General features: G+C 71.8%; 15 protein-coding genes and 1 pseudogene. 9 read left to right on the top strand and 7 right to left on the bottom strand.

What is annotated here, in order from left to right; all coding sequences use genetic code 11:
- Positions 1-47: 47 nt before the first annotated feature.
- Genes ASC77_RS21570 through ASC77_RS21585 form a run of 4 tightly spaced genes read right to left on the bottom strand, consistent with a single transcriptional unit; the run spans position 48 to position 5,060 of the window.
- A complete protein-coding gene (locus ASC77_RS21570) occupies positions 48-1,796 on the bottom strand; it encodes an ABC transporter ATP-binding protein (protein ID WP_056157712.1) in 1,749 nt (582 codons plus the stop codon).
- Positions 1,793-3,526, bottom strand: coding sequence for an ABC transporter ATP-binding protein (locus tag ASC77_RS21575; RefSeq protein WP_056157835.1), 1,734 nt, complete (start codon positions 3,524-3,526; stop codon positions 1,793-1,795). The genes ASC77_RS21570 and ASC77_RS21575 overlap by 4 nt, the downstream gene beginning before the upstream one ends.
- Positions 3,527-3,585: 59 nt before the next feature.
- The gene (locus tag ASC77_RS21580) at positions 3,586-4,497 is read right to left on the bottom strand and encodes a hypothetical protein (RefSeq protein WP_056157716.1); all 912 of its coding nucleotides are present in this window, start codon (positions 4,495-4,497) and stop codon (positions 3,586-3,588) included.
- Positions 4,498-4,517: 20 nt separating this feature from the next.
- Complete coding sequence (locus ASC77_RS21585) at positions 4,518-5,060, bottom strand: YbaK/EbsC family protein (RefSeq protein WP_056157720.1); 543 nt, start codon at positions 5,058-5,060, stop codon at positions 4,518-4,520.
- Positions 5,061-5,156: 96 nt separating this feature from the next.
- On the opposite strand from ASC77_RS21585, the gene ASC77_RS21590 reads away from it, so the two are divergent.
- Positions 5,157-6,167, top strand: a complete 1,011-nt coding sequence (locus ASC77_RS21590) for a glycerophosphodiester phosphodiesterase (protein ID WP_056157722.1) — start codon at positions 5,157-5,159, stop codon at positions 6,165-6,167.
- Here ASC77_RS21590 and ASC77_RS21595 read toward each other — a convergent pair.
- From ASC77_RS21595 to ASC77_RS21605, 3 genes are read right to left on the bottom strand one after another with little or no spacing between them, the layout of a single operon-like run.
- Positions 6,131-6,328: a PspC domain-containing protein gene (locus tag ASC77_RS21595; RefSeq protein WP_056157725.1), complete on the bottom strand. Its 198-nt coding sequence runs from the start codon at positions 6,326-6,328 to the stop codon at positions 6,131-6,133. The two genes, ASC77_RS21590 and ASC77_RS21595, sit on opposite strands and share 37 nt — an antisense overlap.
- Positions 6,325-6,720: a hypothetical protein gene (locus ASC77_RS21600; protein ID WP_056157728.1), complete on the bottom strand. Its 396-nt coding sequence runs from the start codon at positions 6,718-6,720 to the stop codon at positions 6,325-6,327. The genes ASC77_RS21595 and ASC77_RS21600 overlap by 4 nt, the downstream gene beginning before the upstream one ends.
- Positions 6,717-7,919 carry a PspC domain-containing protein gene (locus ASC77_RS21605; protein ID WP_056157731.1) on the bottom strand — a complete coding sequence of 401 codons (1,203 nt, stop codon included), beginning with the start codon at positions 7,917-7,919 and terminating at the stop codon, positions 6,717-6,719. The genes ASC77_RS21600 and ASC77_RS21605 overlap by 4 nt, the downstream gene beginning before the upstream one ends.
- A 145-nt stretch (positions 7,920-8,064) precedes the next feature.
- On the opposite strand from ASC77_RS21605, the gene ASC77_RS21610 reads away from it, so the two are divergent.
- The 8 genes and pseudogenes from ASC77_RS21610 to ASC77_RS21640 form a co-directional block, all read left to right on the top strand.
- Positions 8,065-9,378, top strand: a complete 1,314-nt coding sequence (locus ASC77_RS21610; RefSeq protein ID WP_056157734.1) for an ATP-binding protein — start codon at positions 8,065-8,067, stop codon at positions 9,376-9,378.
- Positions 9,371-10,033: a response regulator gene (locus tag ASC77_RS21615; protein ID WP_056157736.1), complete on the top strand. Its 663-nt coding sequence runs from the start codon at positions 9,371-9,373 to the stop codon at positions 10,031-10,033. The genes ASC77_RS21610 and ASC77_RS21615 overlap by 8 nt, the downstream gene beginning before the upstream one ends.
- 9 nt (positions 10,034-10,042) lie before the next feature.
- Positions 10,043-10,399: a hypothetical protein gene (locus ASC77_RS21620; protein WP_056157741.1), complete on the top strand. Its 357-nt coding sequence runs from the start codon at positions 10,043-10,045 to the stop codon at positions 10,397-10,399.
- Between the two features lie 108 nt (positions 10,400-10,507).
- The gene (locus tag ASC77_RS21625) at positions 10,508-12,736 is read left to right on the top strand and encodes a chemotaxis protein CheW (protein ID WP_056157743.1); all 2,229 of its coding nucleotides are present in this window, start codon (positions 10,508-10,510) and stop codon (positions 12,734-12,736) included.
- On the top strand, positions 12,733-13,152 hold the full coding sequence (locus ASC77_RS21630) for a chemotaxis protein CheW (RefSeq protein WP_056157745.1): 420 nt from the start codon (positions 12,733-12,735) through the stop codon (positions 13,150-13,152). The genes ASC77_RS21625 and ASC77_RS21630 overlap by 4 nt, the downstream gene beginning before the upstream one ends.
- A gap of 578 nt (positions 13,153-13,730) precedes the next feature.
- Positions 13,731-14,563: methyl-accepting chemotaxis protein (locus tag ASC77_RS27645; RefSeq protein ID WP_235565258.1), on the top strand; the 833-nt coding region annotated here is incomplete at its 3' end.
- Position 14,564: 1 nt separating this feature from the next.
- Positions 14,565-14,852, top strand: a pseudogene (locus ASC77_RS27650) (methyl-accepting chemotaxis protein); the annotation flags it as partial.
- 38 nt (positions 14,853-14,890) lie between these two features.
- The coding region (locus tag ASC77_RS21640) for a methyl-accepting chemotaxis protein (RefSeq protein WP_056157751.1) at positions 14,891-15,947 on the top strand (1,057 nt) is incomplete at its 3' end.

Below are 15,947 nucleotides of genomic sequence, written 5' to 3' on the forward strand. Positions count from 1 at the left end.
GCACACTCCTTCCAGCCCCGGAACGCGCTGGAGGTGCCGAAAGGTTGTCAGGCCCCGCTGCGACCGTGCCAGCTGTCCCAGAGTGCCGCGTACGAGCCGCCCGCCTCGACCAGCTCGTCGTGGGAGCCGAGCTCGGCGATCCGGCCGTCCTCGACCACGGCCACCCGGTCGGCGTCGTGGGCCGAGAAGAGGCGGTGCGCGATCGCGATGACGGTGCGTCCCTCGAGCACGGCGGCCAGCGAGCGCTCGAGGTGCCGGGCTGCGCGCGGGTCGATCAGCGAGGTGGCCTCGTCGAGGACGAGGGTGTGCGGGTCGGCGAGCACCAGGCGGGCCAGCGCGATCTGCTGCGCCTGCGCCGCCGTGACCGCCCGGCCGCCCGAGCCGACCTCGGTGTCGAGGCCGTCTGGCAGCGCCTCGACCCAGTCGAGGGCGTCGACGGCGTCCAGCGCCTCGCGGACCTGGTCGTCGGAGGAGCCGGGGCGTGCGAGGACGAGGTTCTCGCGCACCGAGCCCACGAACACGTGGTGCTCCTGGGTGACCAGCGCGACGTGGCCGCGCAGGTCGTCGAGCGGGAGCTCGGTGAGGCCCACCCCGCCGACCGTGACCGAGCCGGTGCGCGGCGGGTGGATGCCGGCGAGCAGCCGACCGAGCGTGGACTTGCCGGCGCCCGACGGGCCGACCATGGCGATCCGCTCGCCGACCCCGACGTCGAGGTCGACGCCGTGCAGGACGTCGCGCCCCTCGACGTACGAGAAGCGCACGTCGTCGGCGGCGATCTGCTCGCCGGTGGGCTCGCGGCCGCTGACCTCGCGGTCGTCGGGGACCTGCGCGACGCCGAGCAGCCGCGCGAGCGACGCGGCGCCGAGCTGGAGCTCGTCGAGGATCGAGACGATCCGGTCGACCGGGTCGATCAGCATCTGCACGTAGAGCGTGGCTGCGGTGACGGCGCCGAGCGAGACCTGGCCCTGCGTGTAGAGGTAGCCGCCGAAGAGCAGCGTCGCCACCGTCGGGATCAGGTAGGCGATCTCCATGTTGGGGAAGAAGACCGTGCGCAGGTAGAGGGTGTAGCGCTCCGCGAGGTAGGACTTGTGGATGTCGTCGTCGCTGGCGTCGATGCGGCGCTGGCCGAGGCCGAGGGCCTCCACCGTGCGGGCGCCCTCGACGGTCTCGGTGAGGGTGGCGTTGATCTGGGAGTACGTCGCGCTCTCGCGCAGGTAGCCGTCCTTGGCGCGCTTGAGGTACCAGCGCAGCCCGATCACCAGCGGCGGGACGCCGAGCAGGCACGGCAGCGCCACCCACCAGCCGACGCTGATCGCGGCGACGAAGGTGAGGACGGCGGTGACGACGGCGATCGTCCACTCGGGCAGCGCCATCCGCACCGACCAGCCGAGCTGGTCGACGTCACGGCTGGTCCGGGTCAGCAGGTCGCCGGAGCCGGCGTCCTCCACGACGCCGACCGGCAGCGCGAGCGTGTTGTCGACGAAGTCCTCGCGAAGCTCCGCCAGCACCTGCTCGCCGAGCACCTGGCTGAGGTAGCGGGCGAAGCGGGTCAGGATCGTCTGCGCGACCAGGAAGACCGCGAGCAGCCCGATGATCATGTCGACGTGGTGGGTGGTCGTGCCCTGCTCGACGGCCTCGACGAGGCCGCCCAGCAGGCGGGGCGCGGCCAGGCCGGCGACCGCCGCGGAGACGTGCAGCGCGAGGGCGCCGTACAGCATCTTCGGGTGGCGGCGGGCGAGCGTGCCGACGTACGTCCGGACCGTGCGGGTGTCGGCGACGGGGAGATGGGTGCTCATCGGGCGACCTCGCTGACGGCCAGGTCCGCCTCGGACTCGCGGGTGACCACGCGGCGGTAGGCCGGGTCGGTCTCGAGCAGCTGGGCGTGGGTGCCGGTGGCCACGACCCGCCCGCCGTCGAGGAACGCGACGACGTCCGCGGCGTCCAGCATGAGGGGGCTGGTCGAGGTGACGACCGTCGTACGGCCGGCGCGGTGGTGGCGCAGCCGCGACGCGATCCGGGCCTCCGTGTGGGCGTCGACGGCCGACGTCGGTTCGACGAGCACGAGCACCTCCGGGTCGGTCGCGAGCGCGCGGGCGAGCACCAGCCGCTGCCGCTGACCGCCGGAGAAGCTGCGACCGCGCTCGGCGACGATCGTCTCCAGCCGATCGGGCAGGGCGTCGAGCACGTCGTCGGCGGAGGCGGTGTCGAGCGCCCGGGCGACGTCGCCGTGCCCGGAGAGGTCGAGGCCGGCGCCGAGCGGACCGGAGAAGAACATCGCGCCCGTGTCGGAGACGACGATGCGCGCGCGGACCTCGTCGGGGTGCAGCGAGGTGAGGGGGACGCCGCCCAGGCTGACCTCCGTGTCGACGGGCGACGCGGTCATCCCGAGCCGGTCGGCGAGCTCGGCGGAGTCGTCGGGCTGCTCGCTGACGATCGCGGTGAGCTGCCCGGCGCGCACGGTGAGGCCGGTGCGGGCGTCGACCAGGTCCGAGCCGACGGCCGGCGAGGGAGCGATCTCGGCGGGGACGGCGACGTCCGGCTCCAGGGCCAGCACGTGCACGATGCGGGCCGCGGCCACCCGGGCGCGGATCACCTTGTTGGCGTACTCGGTCGCCGTGCGCAGCGGGATCATCAGGAACGCCGAGTAGCCGTAGAACGCGACCAGCTCGCCGGGGCTGATCGTGCCCTGCACGGCGTACCGCGCGCCGAGCCAGACGACGACCACGACGAAGAGGCCGGGCAGGAAGACCTGCAGCGCGTCGAGCACCGACTGGAGCTTGGCGACCTGGACGCCCGCGGTCCGGGTGGTCTGCGACTCGCGGCGGTAGCGGTCGGCGAAGACCTGCTCGCCGCCGATGCCGCGCAGCACCCGCAGGCCGCCGACGATGTCGCTGGCCGTGTTGGAGAGCCTGCCCATCAGGTGGCGCTGGTGCGCGCTGCGGCGCTGGAGCGGCCCGAGGATCGGCGCGACGCCGACCATCAGCAGCGGGACGCCGACGAGCACGACCAGGCCGAGCGTCACCGAGGTGCGCAGCAGGATCGCCGAGACGACGAAGAACGACACGACCGCCCCGGCGAAGCGCGCGGAGACGTCCATGACCTGGCCGATGTGGGAGAGGTCGTTGGTGCCGATCGCCACGACCTCGCCGGTCGAGACCTTGCGCGGCAGGGTCCCGCCGAGGCGGGTCGCCTGGCGGGTGACCAGCTGGACGACGCGGTAGGCCGCGATCAGCCAGTTCGTGACGGCGAAGCGGTGCCGCATGATGCCGGCGCCGGCCTGCACCAGGCCGATCCCGAACAGCACGGCGGCCCACTCGAGGAGCGCGCCGCGGTCCTTCGCGGCGACACCGTCGTCGATCGCGTGGCCGATCACGGCGGGCATCACGGCCTGCGCGCTCATCCAGACGATGCCGAAGAACATGCCGCCCGCGAGCGTCGGCCACTGCCGGCGCGCCATCCACCACAGGAACGCGCCGGGGGTGCGGGTCTCCGGCGTACCGGGGTGGTCGAGGGGGAGCTGGCGCACCCGGCCCACGCTACGGAGAGAAGCCCTTCGTCAGCGAATTGTTTTCGCGGTGACGGCGGTCACCCGCCACCCGACACGGTGTCGAGGTTGCCGCAGGAGCCCTTGGCGAAGTCGATCGCGTTCTTCGCGCCGGCCGTGCTCATCCGGAGCGTGATCTGTCCAGGCCTGCCGTCGAGGTGCAGCCCGATCTTGAAGGCCGTGGCGCCGCCGGACTCCTGGAACGCGTGGTCGTCGCACCGGTTCGGCTTCATCGGCAGCTCGACCCGGGAGGGTGCGTCGGTGCCGCGGATCGTCACGTCGGGGCGCCAGACGTCGGCGCCGACCGGGGCGATGATCGGGGTGCCGGAGACGGTGTCGATGGTGAGCGTCGCGCCCGCCGTGCCGGTCGGTCGTACGACGAGGGTCAGCGTGGCGGGGTCGCCGACCTTGCCGCTGAAGTCGACGTCGTCGTCCCAGGAGAGGTCCGCGACCTTCGCGATCGCGAGCTCCAGGCAGCGGGCGGAGGTGAACCGGCCGGCGACGTTCGTCTCGTCCTCGACGGGCAGGGTGGTCGTCGTCCCGCCGTACGTGACGGTGACGGTCCCGCTGCCCCGCGGGTGGTCGCACGCCGGCAGCCGCGGGAGCAGGAACTGGAAGCCGCGCTCGGACTGCGACGGGACCGGCCGCAGCCGGGTGCCCGGCAGCGGCGTGCGGTAGCGCGGGTCGCGGTAGGTGATCCGGGTCGGCGTGATCTGGTCCGCGGTGTCGTTGTCGATCCAGACCTCCATCCGCCCGGCGGCGGCGTCGCGCGACGACTGACGCATGTCGGCGAGCAGCCTGCCGGTCGGTGGTGGCTGGGTCGGCATCGGCAGCGGGCTGAGGGTGCGGATCGAGCGGGACGGCGAGGGCTCCGGCGCGTTCGCGGACGGGCCCTCGCTCGACGAGCAGCCGGCGGCCAGCAGCGCCACCGCGACCAGCCACACCACCTTCATGGGAGGAGTCTGGCGCAGGATCAGCCCGCCAGTCCCTCGATTACCTCGGCGCCGGGCAGGTCGGCGGCGAGCCGGCCGGGGATCAGCAGCTTGGAACGGCGTACGCCGGAGCCGATCACCGCGACCTCGATGTCCAGCACCCGCGGGTCGACCAGCAGCCGCCAGCCGCCGGGCAGTCCGACGGGGGTGATCCCGCCGTACTCCATGCCCGACTCCTCGACCGCCCGGTCCATCGCCAGGAACGACGCCTTGCGCACGTCGAGCGCGCGCTTCACGACGTTGTTGACGTCGGCACGGGTGTCCGCGCGCACCAGGCAGGCCGCGACCCGCTCCTCGCCGTCGCGCCGCCCGCCCACGACGACGCAGTTGGCGCCGGTGTCCAGGCCGAGGTCGTACGCCGCCGACATCGCCGCGGTGTCCGCGATCTCGGGGTCGATCTCGACCACCCCGACCTCACGCGCATGCGTCCAGCCCGTGAGGGCGGTGGCCACCGGCTCGGCCAGCAGGTCGGGTCGGTCCAGGGCGGGCACGGTCTCGAGGCGTCCCAGGCTCGGCGTCGTCATGCGCCCATCCTGCCCGGTCGAGTCGTACCGGCCGGCTTCACCTGGGGTTCATGTCCTACCCGCCCCACGGACACCGGTCCCGGTTGTGCTGGGGGCATGCGACCGGCCCAGTCCATGGTGCAGCCCCTCGTCATCGCGCATCGCGGCGCCTCCGGGTACCGACCCGAGCACACGCTCGCGTCGTACCGGCTGGCGATCGCCCTCGGCGCGGACTACGTCGAACCGGACCTGGTCTCCACCAAGGACGGCGTGCTGGTCGCCCGGCACGAGGCCGAGATCAGCCGGACCACGAACGTCGGTCGGCGCGGCGAGTTCGCCGACCGGTTGACGACCAAGGAGATCGACGGCCGCCAGGTGTCGGGCTGGTTCGTCGAGGACTTCACGCTCGCCGAGCTCAAGACCCTGCGCGCGGTGGAGCGGCTGCCGGAGATCCGGCCCCAGAACACCCGCTTCGACGGGCGCTACGACATCCCGACCTTCGAGGAGATCCTCGGCCTCGTGACCGCCGAGTCCGAGCGCCTCGGGCGTGAGATCGGCGTCTACCCCGAGACCAAGCACCCGTCGTACTTCGACGCCATCGGGCTCGCGCTGGAGGAGCCGCTGCTCGACACCCTGGCGGTGCACGGGTACGGCGACCCGGAGGCGCCGGTCTTCATCCAGTCGTTCGAGCCCGAGAATCTCCAGTGGCTCCGGTCACGCACCGGACTGCCGCTGGTCCAGCTGGTCGAGGCCACCGGACGAGTCGACCTGGTGACCTCGACCGGCCTGCGACGGGTGGCCCGGTGGGCCGACGCGGTCGGTGTCGCGAAGGACCTGGTGCTGCCCCGGCACCCCGGGCTCGGGACGATCGGCGACCCGTCGTCGCTGGTCGCGGACGCCCACGCCGTCGGGCTGCAGGTGCACGTCTGGACGATGCGCGACGAGAACGCCTTCCTGCCGACCGGCTACCGACGCGGCGAGAGCCCGTCCGACCCCGGGGACTCGATCGAGGAGACGCAGGCGTTCCTCGACGCAGGGGTGGACGGGCTCTTCACCGATCAGCCGGACACGACGCTGGAGGCCCGGCGGCTTCACGCCTCCGGCATCAGGATCCAGGCGGCGATGTAGGCGACGGCCACCGCGCCGCCGCTGAAGACGGCCGCCACGACGGCCAGCAGCCGGACCAGGGTCGGGTCGAGCCCGACGTAGTCGGCGACTCCCGAGCAGACGCCGGCGACCATCCGGTCGTCGCTGCGTCGGGTCAGGCGCTTGCTGGTGGTGGTGTTCATCGGGGCTCCTCGTGGTCGGTCCCGGTTTCCAGGACCGTGGTGTCGGTGGGGTCTTCTGCAGGGATGTCGGTGGTCTCGGTCGTGGTCTCGGCCGTGGTCTCGGTCGTGTCGGTCGTGTCGGTCGTGGCCTCGGGCGCCGGCGGCACCCAGCCGACCTGGCGGGTCGACCAGCGCTTGCTGCCCGAGAGGCCGATGGCGAGCAGCCCGGCGAGGCCGGCCAGCACCCACGGCACCGGCAGCAGCCAGCGCACGTCGTCGCCGCCGACGGCGTCGGTCTGGATCAGGGCCCAGACGCCGACCAGGCCGAGGAAGGCGATCCCCATGACCAGGTGGCCGACGTTGACGGGGTGCCGCCCGGACAGCTTCTTCGGCTCGTTGGCTGTGATGGTCATCGGGTCACCTCGATCTCTCCGACGCTGAGGTTGAGGTCCAGCGTGATGGTGGGCGCGTCGACGGGTCCGACGATGCGGTGCTGCTGGACGCCCCAGTCGCTCTCCTCGGCGCCGAACAGCTTGATGTCGCCGGGGCCGTCGATGGTCGCGTCGATGTCGGCGCGGAGGCCCGGCGGCAGGGTGACGTCGATCGTCCCGACGTGGCCGTCGACGGTGATGGTGCGGCCGTCGAGGTTGTCGATGTCGCTCACCTGCGACAGGTCGATCCGCTGCTCGCCCGCGTCGAGCGAGTAGTCCGACTCGACGTCGGCCGCCGTCGTGGGGGTCGCGGTGTAGGAGTCCGTGTCGATCTGGTCCGCGGCGGTCGCCGCGGTGAGACCGACGGTCGCCAGCAGCCCGAGCAGGATGATCCCGCCGGCCCGGCCGAAGAACGAGCCGACCAGCAGCATCGCGCCGCAGATACCGACCGCCAGGGCGGGGTAGGCGCCCGGGGCGACGTCGGCGCCGGCCAGGTCGATCATCCCGAGGAGGCCCTCGCACAGGGCGATCAGGGCGAGCGTGAACCAGAAGAGGATCGGTCCCCGCTTGCGGGGGTTCGGGACACGCTGCACCACGGGCGGCGCGACGTACGGCGTGGGCTGGGTCGGGTAGGACAGCGGCGGCGGGGGCGGCTGGTAGGCCGTGGGCTGGTACGCCGGCCCGGGCGTGGCGCCGTACGTCGGCTGCGCCGGAGGCGTGGTGGCCTGGGGTGGGCTGTTGCGGGTCAGCAGCCACAGGGCGACCAGGGCGACGATCGCGATCGGCCAGGGGAACCAGAAGGCGCCCCACGAGTCGCCGATCAGTGCGAGGGCGGCGACGCCGCCGACGATGACCAGCGCGACCGTGCGGGTCCGCTCGTCGAGGTTGAACGGCGCCTTGTCGTCGTTGTCCTCGGGGACCAGCAGCCAGCACGCGCCGTACAGGATCAGGCCGGCGCCGCCGAAGAAGACGAACACCACGAACGCCACCCGCAGGATCAGCGGGTCGACGTCGAGGTGCCGTCCGAGGCCGCCCGCGACGCCCGCGACCTTGCGGTCGGTGGTGGAGCGGCGCAGCCGGCCGAGGTCGCGGACCTGGTCGCGGTCGACGCGGGGGCCGGAGTCCCGGGTGGGGTCCTGCGGCGGTGGGCCGGACGGAGCGTCGGGTGGTGTGGTGGTCATGGCATCAAGACTGCGGCCTCGGCGGGCCCCGGACCATCGGGGACGCCCCTGATCCTGCACCGGGGGAGGGTCGCCGCGGTCAGGGTCGGGCCGGGGTTCGCCCTCATGGTCCGGGGTGCCCCGCTGTGTGACGATTGACCTCGACATGAACAGCACGCACGCCACCGCCGACGCAGGCGCGTCGGTCCCGATGGGGGGACGGCGCGCCTACCGCGACACGCAGGAGCCGATCCTCGGCGGCGTCGCCTCCGGGCTCGCCCACCACCTCGGGTTCCCGGTGCTGTGGGTGCGGGCTGGCTTCGTGATCGCCGCGTTCCTCGGCGGGTCCGGCGTGCTCCTCTACGCCGCGCTGTGGTGGATGCTCCCGTCGGACGCGCACTTCGAGACCGCCGCACCCGGCATCGAGAGCGCCACCCGTGGCGGCCGCCGACCCGGCCGGATCCGGCGACTGACCGATGTCGGCCCGGCGATCGCCCTGGCCGCGCTCGGGCTCGGCGCGATCCTGCTGATGGAGGCCGTGCTGGGCCGGGGAGCGGTCTTCTGGCCGCTGGTGATCGGCATCGTCGGCATCGCCCTGCTGTGGCGCCAGGCCGACGAGGCGCAGCGCGAGCGGTGGCTGGACAGCTCGGGCCGGATCAACCCCAAGCGGGTCGTCTTCGGTGACGGTGGCTGGGCGTCGTACGCCCGGGTCGCGGCCGGCATCGGCCTGATCGTGCTCGCGCTGGTGCTCTACTCCTTCAGCGGCGGCTCCGTCGGGATGGCCCGCGACGTGACCGTCGCCGCGCTGCTCACCGTCGTGGGGCTGGCGATCGTGATCGGGCCGTGGATCTACCGCCTGGCCTCCGACCTGAGCGACGAGCGCGCCGAGCGGGTGCGCACCCAGGAGCGCGCCGACGTCGCCGCCCACCTGCACGACTCGGTGCTCCAGACACTCGCGCTGATCCAGAAGAACGCCGACGACAGCGCCACGGTCGCCCGGCTCGCCCGTGCCCAGGAGCGCGACCTCCGGTCGTGGCTGTACGCCGGTGAGTCGACCGACGAGCGCACCGTCGCGAGCGCCCTGCGCGGCGTCGCGGCCCGGATCGAGGACGAGTACGCCGTCTCGGTCGACGTCGTCAACGTCGGCGACTGCGACCTCGACGAGCTGCTGCGGCCGATCGTGCACGCCACCGGCGAGGCCGTCACCAACGCCGCCAAGCACGCCGGCACCGGCAAGGTCGACGTCTACGCCGAGGTCGGCGACACCGCCGTCGACGTCTTCGTGCGCGACCGCGGCCGCGGCTTCGACCTGACGTCCGTGCCGGCCGACCGCTACGGCGTCCGCAACAGCATCGTCGACCGGATGCAGCGCCACGGGGGCTCGGCCGAGGTCCGGTCCGCGCCCGGCGAGGGGACCGAGGTGCGCCTGCACCTGACCCGGCACCAGGACGCGCGAGCACAGGAGGAGAATCATGAGTGAGCCGGTCAGCGTCGTGATCGTCGACGACCACGCGATGTTCCGACGCGGCGTCCGCGCGGAGCTGGAGAGCGCGGGCCGCGGGCTCGTCGACGTACGCGCCGAGGCGGCCGACGTCGACGAGGCCATCGCGGCGGTCACCGAGCACCGTCCCCAGGTGGTGCTGCTCGACGTACACCTGCCGGGCGGCGGGGGCGTCGAGGTGATGCGGCGGATGGCCACGTCCAACGCCTCACCGGACACCCGCTACCTCGCCCTCAGCGTCAGCGACGCCGCCGAGGACGTCATCGGCACCATCCGAGGCGGCGCCCGCGGCTACGTCACCAAGACGATCACCGGGCCCGAGCTGGTGCAGGCGATCGGCCGGGTCGCCGAGGGCGACGCGGTCTTCTCGCCCCGGCTCGCCGGCTTCGTGCTGGACGCGTTCTCCGGCTCCATCGACGTCGCGGCCGTCGACGAGGACCTCGACCGGCTCACCGAGCGCGAGCGCGAGGTGATGCGGCTGATCGCCCGCGGCTACGCCTACAAGGAGGTGGCCAAGGAGCTGTTCATCTCGATCAAGACGGTCGAGACCCACATGTCCAGCGTGCTGCGCAAGCTCCAGCTCTCCTCGCGCCACGAGCTCACCCGCTGGGCGTCGGACCGGAGGCTTCTCTAGTCTCAGCGCATGGACTTCCTGCGCCACCTGCTGCTCGTCCTCCACCTGCTCGGCTTCGCGGCCCTCTTCGGCGGCCTGCTGGTCCAGGCCCGGAGCCCGGAGAAGTCCGTCAACGGCCTGATGCGTGATGGCGCCGGTACGGCGTTCGTGGCCGGCCTGCTGCTGGTCGGCGTGATCGAGGCCGACGACGGGTCGGTCGACCACGCCAAGATCGCGGTCAAGAGCCTGATCGGTCTCGTCATCCTCGTGCTGGTGATGGCGAACCTCCGCAAGGAGCGCATCGCCACCGGGCTGTGGGCGATCCTGCTGCTGCTCACGGTCGCCAACGTCTGCGTCGCCGTGTTCTGGGCCTCCGCCCACAGCTGATCCAGACCAGGAGGACCTGACCAGGTCCGGAGCGAGGTTCGCTCAGGTCATCCCGCGGATGGCCGATATGCCCCGTCGAACGGCACGAACGACGAGAGGCAGCGCACCGTGGATGAGATCGACGAGATCGTCCAGGAGTTCCTCGTGGAGAGCCACGAGAACCTGGACCAGCTCGACCGCGACTTGGTCGCGCTGGAGCGCGAGCCCGGCTCGCGCGACCTGCTCGGCAGCATCTTCCGCACGATCCACACGATCAAGGGCACCAGCGGGTTCCTTGCCTTCGGTCAGCTGGAGTCGGTGACGCACGTCGGCGAGAACCTGCTCGCCCGGCTGCGCGACGGCAAGATGTCGATGAGCCCGCAGACGACCGACGTGCTGCTGGCGATGGTCGACACCGTTCGCGACCTGCTCGCGACGATCGAGCAGACCGGCGGCGAGGGCGACACCGACGTGAGCGTCGTGGTCGGTCACATCACCGCCATCCTGGACGGGAAGGCCCCCGAGCCGGTGGCCGCACCCGCTCCCGAGCCCGTCGCTGAGCCCGTCGTCGACCTGGTGCCCGAGGCGCCGGTCGTCCCCGCCCTCGTGCCGGTCGCCCAGGCCCCCGTCGCGGCCGAGCCGGTCGTCGAGCACGAGGACCCGGTCCACCGGCGTACCGTCGCCGACTCCTCGATCCGTGTCGACGTCGACCTGCTCGACACCCTGATGCGTCTGGTCGGTGAGCTGGTGCTCACCCGCAACCAGATCGTCCGCCAGGCCGGCGACCAGCAGGACGTCGACCTGATGCGCTCCTCCCAGCGCCTCAACCTGATCGCCAGCGAGCTGCAGGAGGGGGTCATGAAGACCCGCATGCAGCCGATCGACAACCTCTGGTCGAAGCTCCCGCGCGTCGTCCGCGACCTCGGTGCCAACTGCGGCAAGCAGGTCTCGCTGACCATGGTCGGCAAGGAGACCGAGCTCGACCGGACCCTGCTCGAGGCGGTCAAGGACCCGCTCACGCACCTCGTCCGCAACGGCGTCGACCACGGGCTCGAGAGCCCCGAGGACCGGGTCGCCGCGGGCAAGCCGGCCGAGGGTGTCCTCACCCTGCGCGCCTACCACCAGGGCGGCCAGGTCGTCGTGGAGGTCAGCGACGACGGTGCCGGCATCGACTCGGAGAAGGTGGCCGCCAAGGCCGTCGAGCGCGGCCTCCGCACCCAGGCGCAGATCGCCCAGATGTCGCCCACCGACGTCCTCCAGCTGATCTTCGTGCCCGGCTTCTCGACCGCCGCCGCCGTGACCAACGTGTCCGGTCGTGGTGTCGGCATGGACGTCGTCAAGACCAACATCGAGGGCATCGGCGGCACCATCGAGGTGGAGTCGGTCGTGGGCCGCGGTACGACGTGCCGCCTGCGCATCCCGCTCACCCTCGCGATCGTGCCCGCACTCACCGTCGAGTGCGCCGGCGACCGCTACGCGATCCCGCAGGTCAGCCTGCTCGAGCTCGTGTCGCTGGACGCCGACCGTGCGGCGAACGCCGTCGAGGACATCAACGGCGCGTCGGTCTACCGCCTCCGCGGCACCCTGCTCCCGCTCGTCCGCCTCGCCGAGGTGCTCGGCGTCGAGTCCGACCGCTCCGACGGCCACGTCGTCATCGCGGTGCTCCAGGCGGAGGGCAAGCGCTTCGGCCTCGTCATCGACCGCGTGCTCAGCACCGAGGAGATCGTGGTCAAGCCGCTCGGCTCCCAGATGAAGGCGATCGGCACCTACTCCGGCGCCACCATCCTGGGCGACGGTCGGGTCGCGCTCATCCTCGACGTGCAGGCCCTGGCCCGCCGCGTCCTCAACGCCGACGCACTCGAGCTCGATGACACCGACGACCACGACACCCGGGCCGTCACGGCCGAGAGCCTGCGCCTGCTGGTCGCCGGTCTCGGTGGTGGCCGCAAGGTCGCCATCCCGCTCTCCTCGGTCACCCGCCTGGAGAACTTCGACCAGTCGGCCGTCGAGCGCATCGGCAACCGCGAGGTCGTGCAGTACCGCGGCGGGATCCTGCCGGTGGTGCGCCTCAACAACTACTACGGCGCCATCAGCGACCGCGAGGGCGACGAGCTGGTGGTCGTCATCTACACGGTGGGGGACCGCAGCGTCGCCATCGCCGTCGACGAGATCGTCGACATCGTGGACGAGAACACCGAGTTCCACGCTGAGGTCACCGACCACGGCGTCCTCGGCTCGACCCTGGTCCGCGACCGGATCGTCGAGGTCCTCGACGTGCGCGCCGCGATCCTCTCCGCCGACCCGACCTTCTACACCGCGTCCGACGAGTTCGACGCTGAGCTCCAGGAGACGATGTGAGCACCCGACTGGTCACCTTCACCCTCGACGGACGCCTCTTCGGCGTCGAGGTCAACGCGGTCCAGGAGGTCCTCCGTGGCCAGCCCCAGACCCGCATCCCGCTCGCGCCCGACAGCGTCTCGGGCCTGATCAACCTCCGGGGCCAGGTCCTCAGCGCGGTCGAGCTGCGGGCGCGGCTCGGCCTCCCCGACCGGGACGCCGACCACGAGCCGATGCTCGTGGTGGTCCGGGTCGCCGGCGAGACCATCGCCCTGCTCGTGGACAGCATCGGTGCGGTCATGGACGTCGACGACGACCAGTTCGAGCTGCCGCCCGACACGCTCAGCGGCCCGTCGCGGGAGTTCCTGCACGGCGCCTACAAGCTCGACAGCCAGCTCCTGCTCGCACTCGACGTCGACAGAGCCGTCGCCGCCTGAGTGCGTTCCCAGACCCAACCCGAGGAACAGCCATGTCCCTGAACATCACCTGGACGGTGGGCCGCCGGCTCGCCGCGATCGCCGTCATCGGCGCCGCGACCTCTGCCGTCGTCGCCGGCGTCGCCCTCGCGGGCTTCCGCGGTCTCGACGCCGACGCCACCGAGCTCGCCAAGTGGGAGGACGCGCGCACCCTGATGCACGCCCTCGACACCCGCTCGAGCGAGCTCAAGGTCGACGGGCTCAAGGCCGTCGCGTACCCCGACAACTCGAGCCTGCCCCAGGACGTCGTCGACGACAACGCGACGGTGACCGACCTGGTGAACCAGCTCAAGGACCTCGACCTCGGCGCCGCCCAGGAGCAGGCCGACCAGTTCGACCAGGCGTGGGTGGCCTACGGGCAGACCATCGCCGACTTCGTCGACTCGGCGGTGGCCGACCAGGCCGCCGCGCGCAAGAACGTCGAGGACGTGCAGGCGGCGAACGACCAGATGGACGACCTGCTCTCTGGCGCGATCGATCAGATCGAGACGTCCACGGACGCCAAGGCGAAGGAGGCCGACAGCACCCGGAGCCACGCCATGTTCCTGCTGCTGCTCTCGGCACTCCTGGGCCTCGTCGCGCTGGTCGCGCTCGCGTTCCTGATCACCCGGTCGATCACCCGGCCGCTGCGGCGCAGCATCGACGCCCTGACCGCCTTCGCGGGCGGTGACCTCACCCAGCGGGTGGAGGAGAAGTCCGCCGCCGAGCTCGGTGAGCTGGAGATCTCGCTGAACCGGTCGATCGACTCGGTGTCGCGCATCGTCAGCGACGTGGTGGGCTCAGCGGATGCCGTCGCGGCTGCGTCGGAGGAGCTGTCGGCCTCCTCGCAGCAGATCGCTGCGGGTGCTGAGGAGACCTCGGTGCAGGCCGATGTCGTGGCGGGTGCGGCCGATGAGGTGTCGCGCAACGTGCAGACCGTGGCCGCGGGTGCTGAGCAGATGGGTGCCTCGATCCGCGAGATCGCGCACTCGGCGAACGAAGCGGCCCGCGTGGCCTCGCAGGCGGTGTCGATGGTCGAGGTGACCAACGAGACGGTGGCGAAGCTGGGTACGTCGAGCCAGGAGATCGGCAACGTGGTCAAGGTGATCACCTCGATCGCGGAGCAGACGAACCTGTTGGCGCTGAACGCGACGATCGAGGCGGCTCGTGCTGGTGAGGCCGGCAAGGGCTTCGCGGTCGTCGCGAACGAGGTCAAGGAGCTGGCGCAGGAGACTGCGCGGGCGACCGAGGACATCGCTCGTCGGGTCGAGGCGATCCAGGGCGACACGACCGGTGCGGTGGAGGCGATCGGTGAGATCTCGACGATCATCACCTCGATCAACGACTACCAGCTGACCATCGCCTCGGCGGTGGAGGAGCAGACCGCGACGACNGCGGTGGAGGCGATCGGTGAGATCTCGACGATCATCACCTCGATCAACGACTACCAGCTGACCATCGCCTCGGCGGTGGAGGAGCAGACCGCGACGACCAACGAGATGTCGCGCAACGTGGCTGAGGCGTCGAGTGGTTCGGGTGAGATCGCCGCGAACATCTCGGGTGTCTCGGGTGCGGCGCAGGCGACCACGCAGGCGTTGTCGCAGTCCCGCTCCGCCATCGACGAGCTCGCGGGCATGTCCGCCGAGCTGCGCAGCCAGATCTCCCGCTTCCAGCGGGCCTGATCCCTCCAGACCATCACTCTCTCGAACGAGGACACACCATGAACCGCCTTCGCAGCTGGTCGGTCGCACGGCGCCTGACGGCCGTCGCCGTCATCAGCGGCCTGACCATGGCGATCCTGGGCGCCGTCGCCATCTCGGGGATCAACGACCTGCGTGCGTCCTCGGACGAGCAGAACAAGATGGGCGCGGCGACCGGCATGGTCCAGTCGCTGGACCACGTCGCCCAGAGCATCGCCTCCGACGCCTACCTGGCGGCCAGCCTCGAGGACCCGTCGGGCGTGCCCGACCAGCTCCAGGCCCACATCGGCGAGCTCCAGGGCGTGATGGACGGCCTCGAGGGCATGAACCTCTCGAGCAGCAAGCTCGAGCTGTCCGAGGAGGACTCCGCGGCCTTCCAGAAGGGCTTCGAGGACTTCATCACCCAGGCGTCGGCGTTCGTCCAGGCGGCGCTGACCGACCAGGCCGCGGCGCGCAGGCAGCTGGACGAGATCCAGAAGAGCGCGGAGCAGCTCGACGGAGTCATCGACGCAGCGGTCGACAGCGTGCGTACGGCGACCGACGCGTACAACGCCGACCAGGACGGGGTCCGCAACCGGGTGCTGTGGACCACCATCGTCACGGGCGTCCTCGGACTGCTGCTGATGGTGACCCTGATCGCGCTCATCGCGCGCTCCATCGTGGGCCCGCTGCGCCGCAGCGTCGCCGTGCTGACCGCCTTCGCGGGCGGCGACCTCTCGCAGCGCGCCGACGAGACCTCGGCCGCCGAGCTCGGCGAGCTGGAGCACGCGCTCAACCAGTCGATCGACTCGGTGGCCGGCATCGTCACCGCGGTGCAGGGCTCGGCGGATGCCGTCGCGGCTGCGTCGGAGGAGCTGTCGGCCTCGTCGCAGCAGATCGCTGCGGGTGCTGAGGAGACCTCGGTGCAGGCCGGCGTGGTCGCGGGTGCCGCTGATGAGGTGTCGCGCAACGTGCAGACGGTGGCTGCGGGTGCCGACGAGATGGGTGCCTCGATCCGTGAGATCGCCGCGTCGGCCAACGACGCGGCGCGGGTCGCGACCGAGGCGGTGACCATCGTGGAGCGCACCAACGAGACGG

Origin of the sequence: Nocardioides sp. Root1257, assembly GCF_001425175.1 — a bacterium.
Taxonomy (GTDB): domain Bacteria; phylum Actinomycetota; class Actinomycetes; order Propionibacteriales; family Nocardioidaceae; genus Nocardioides.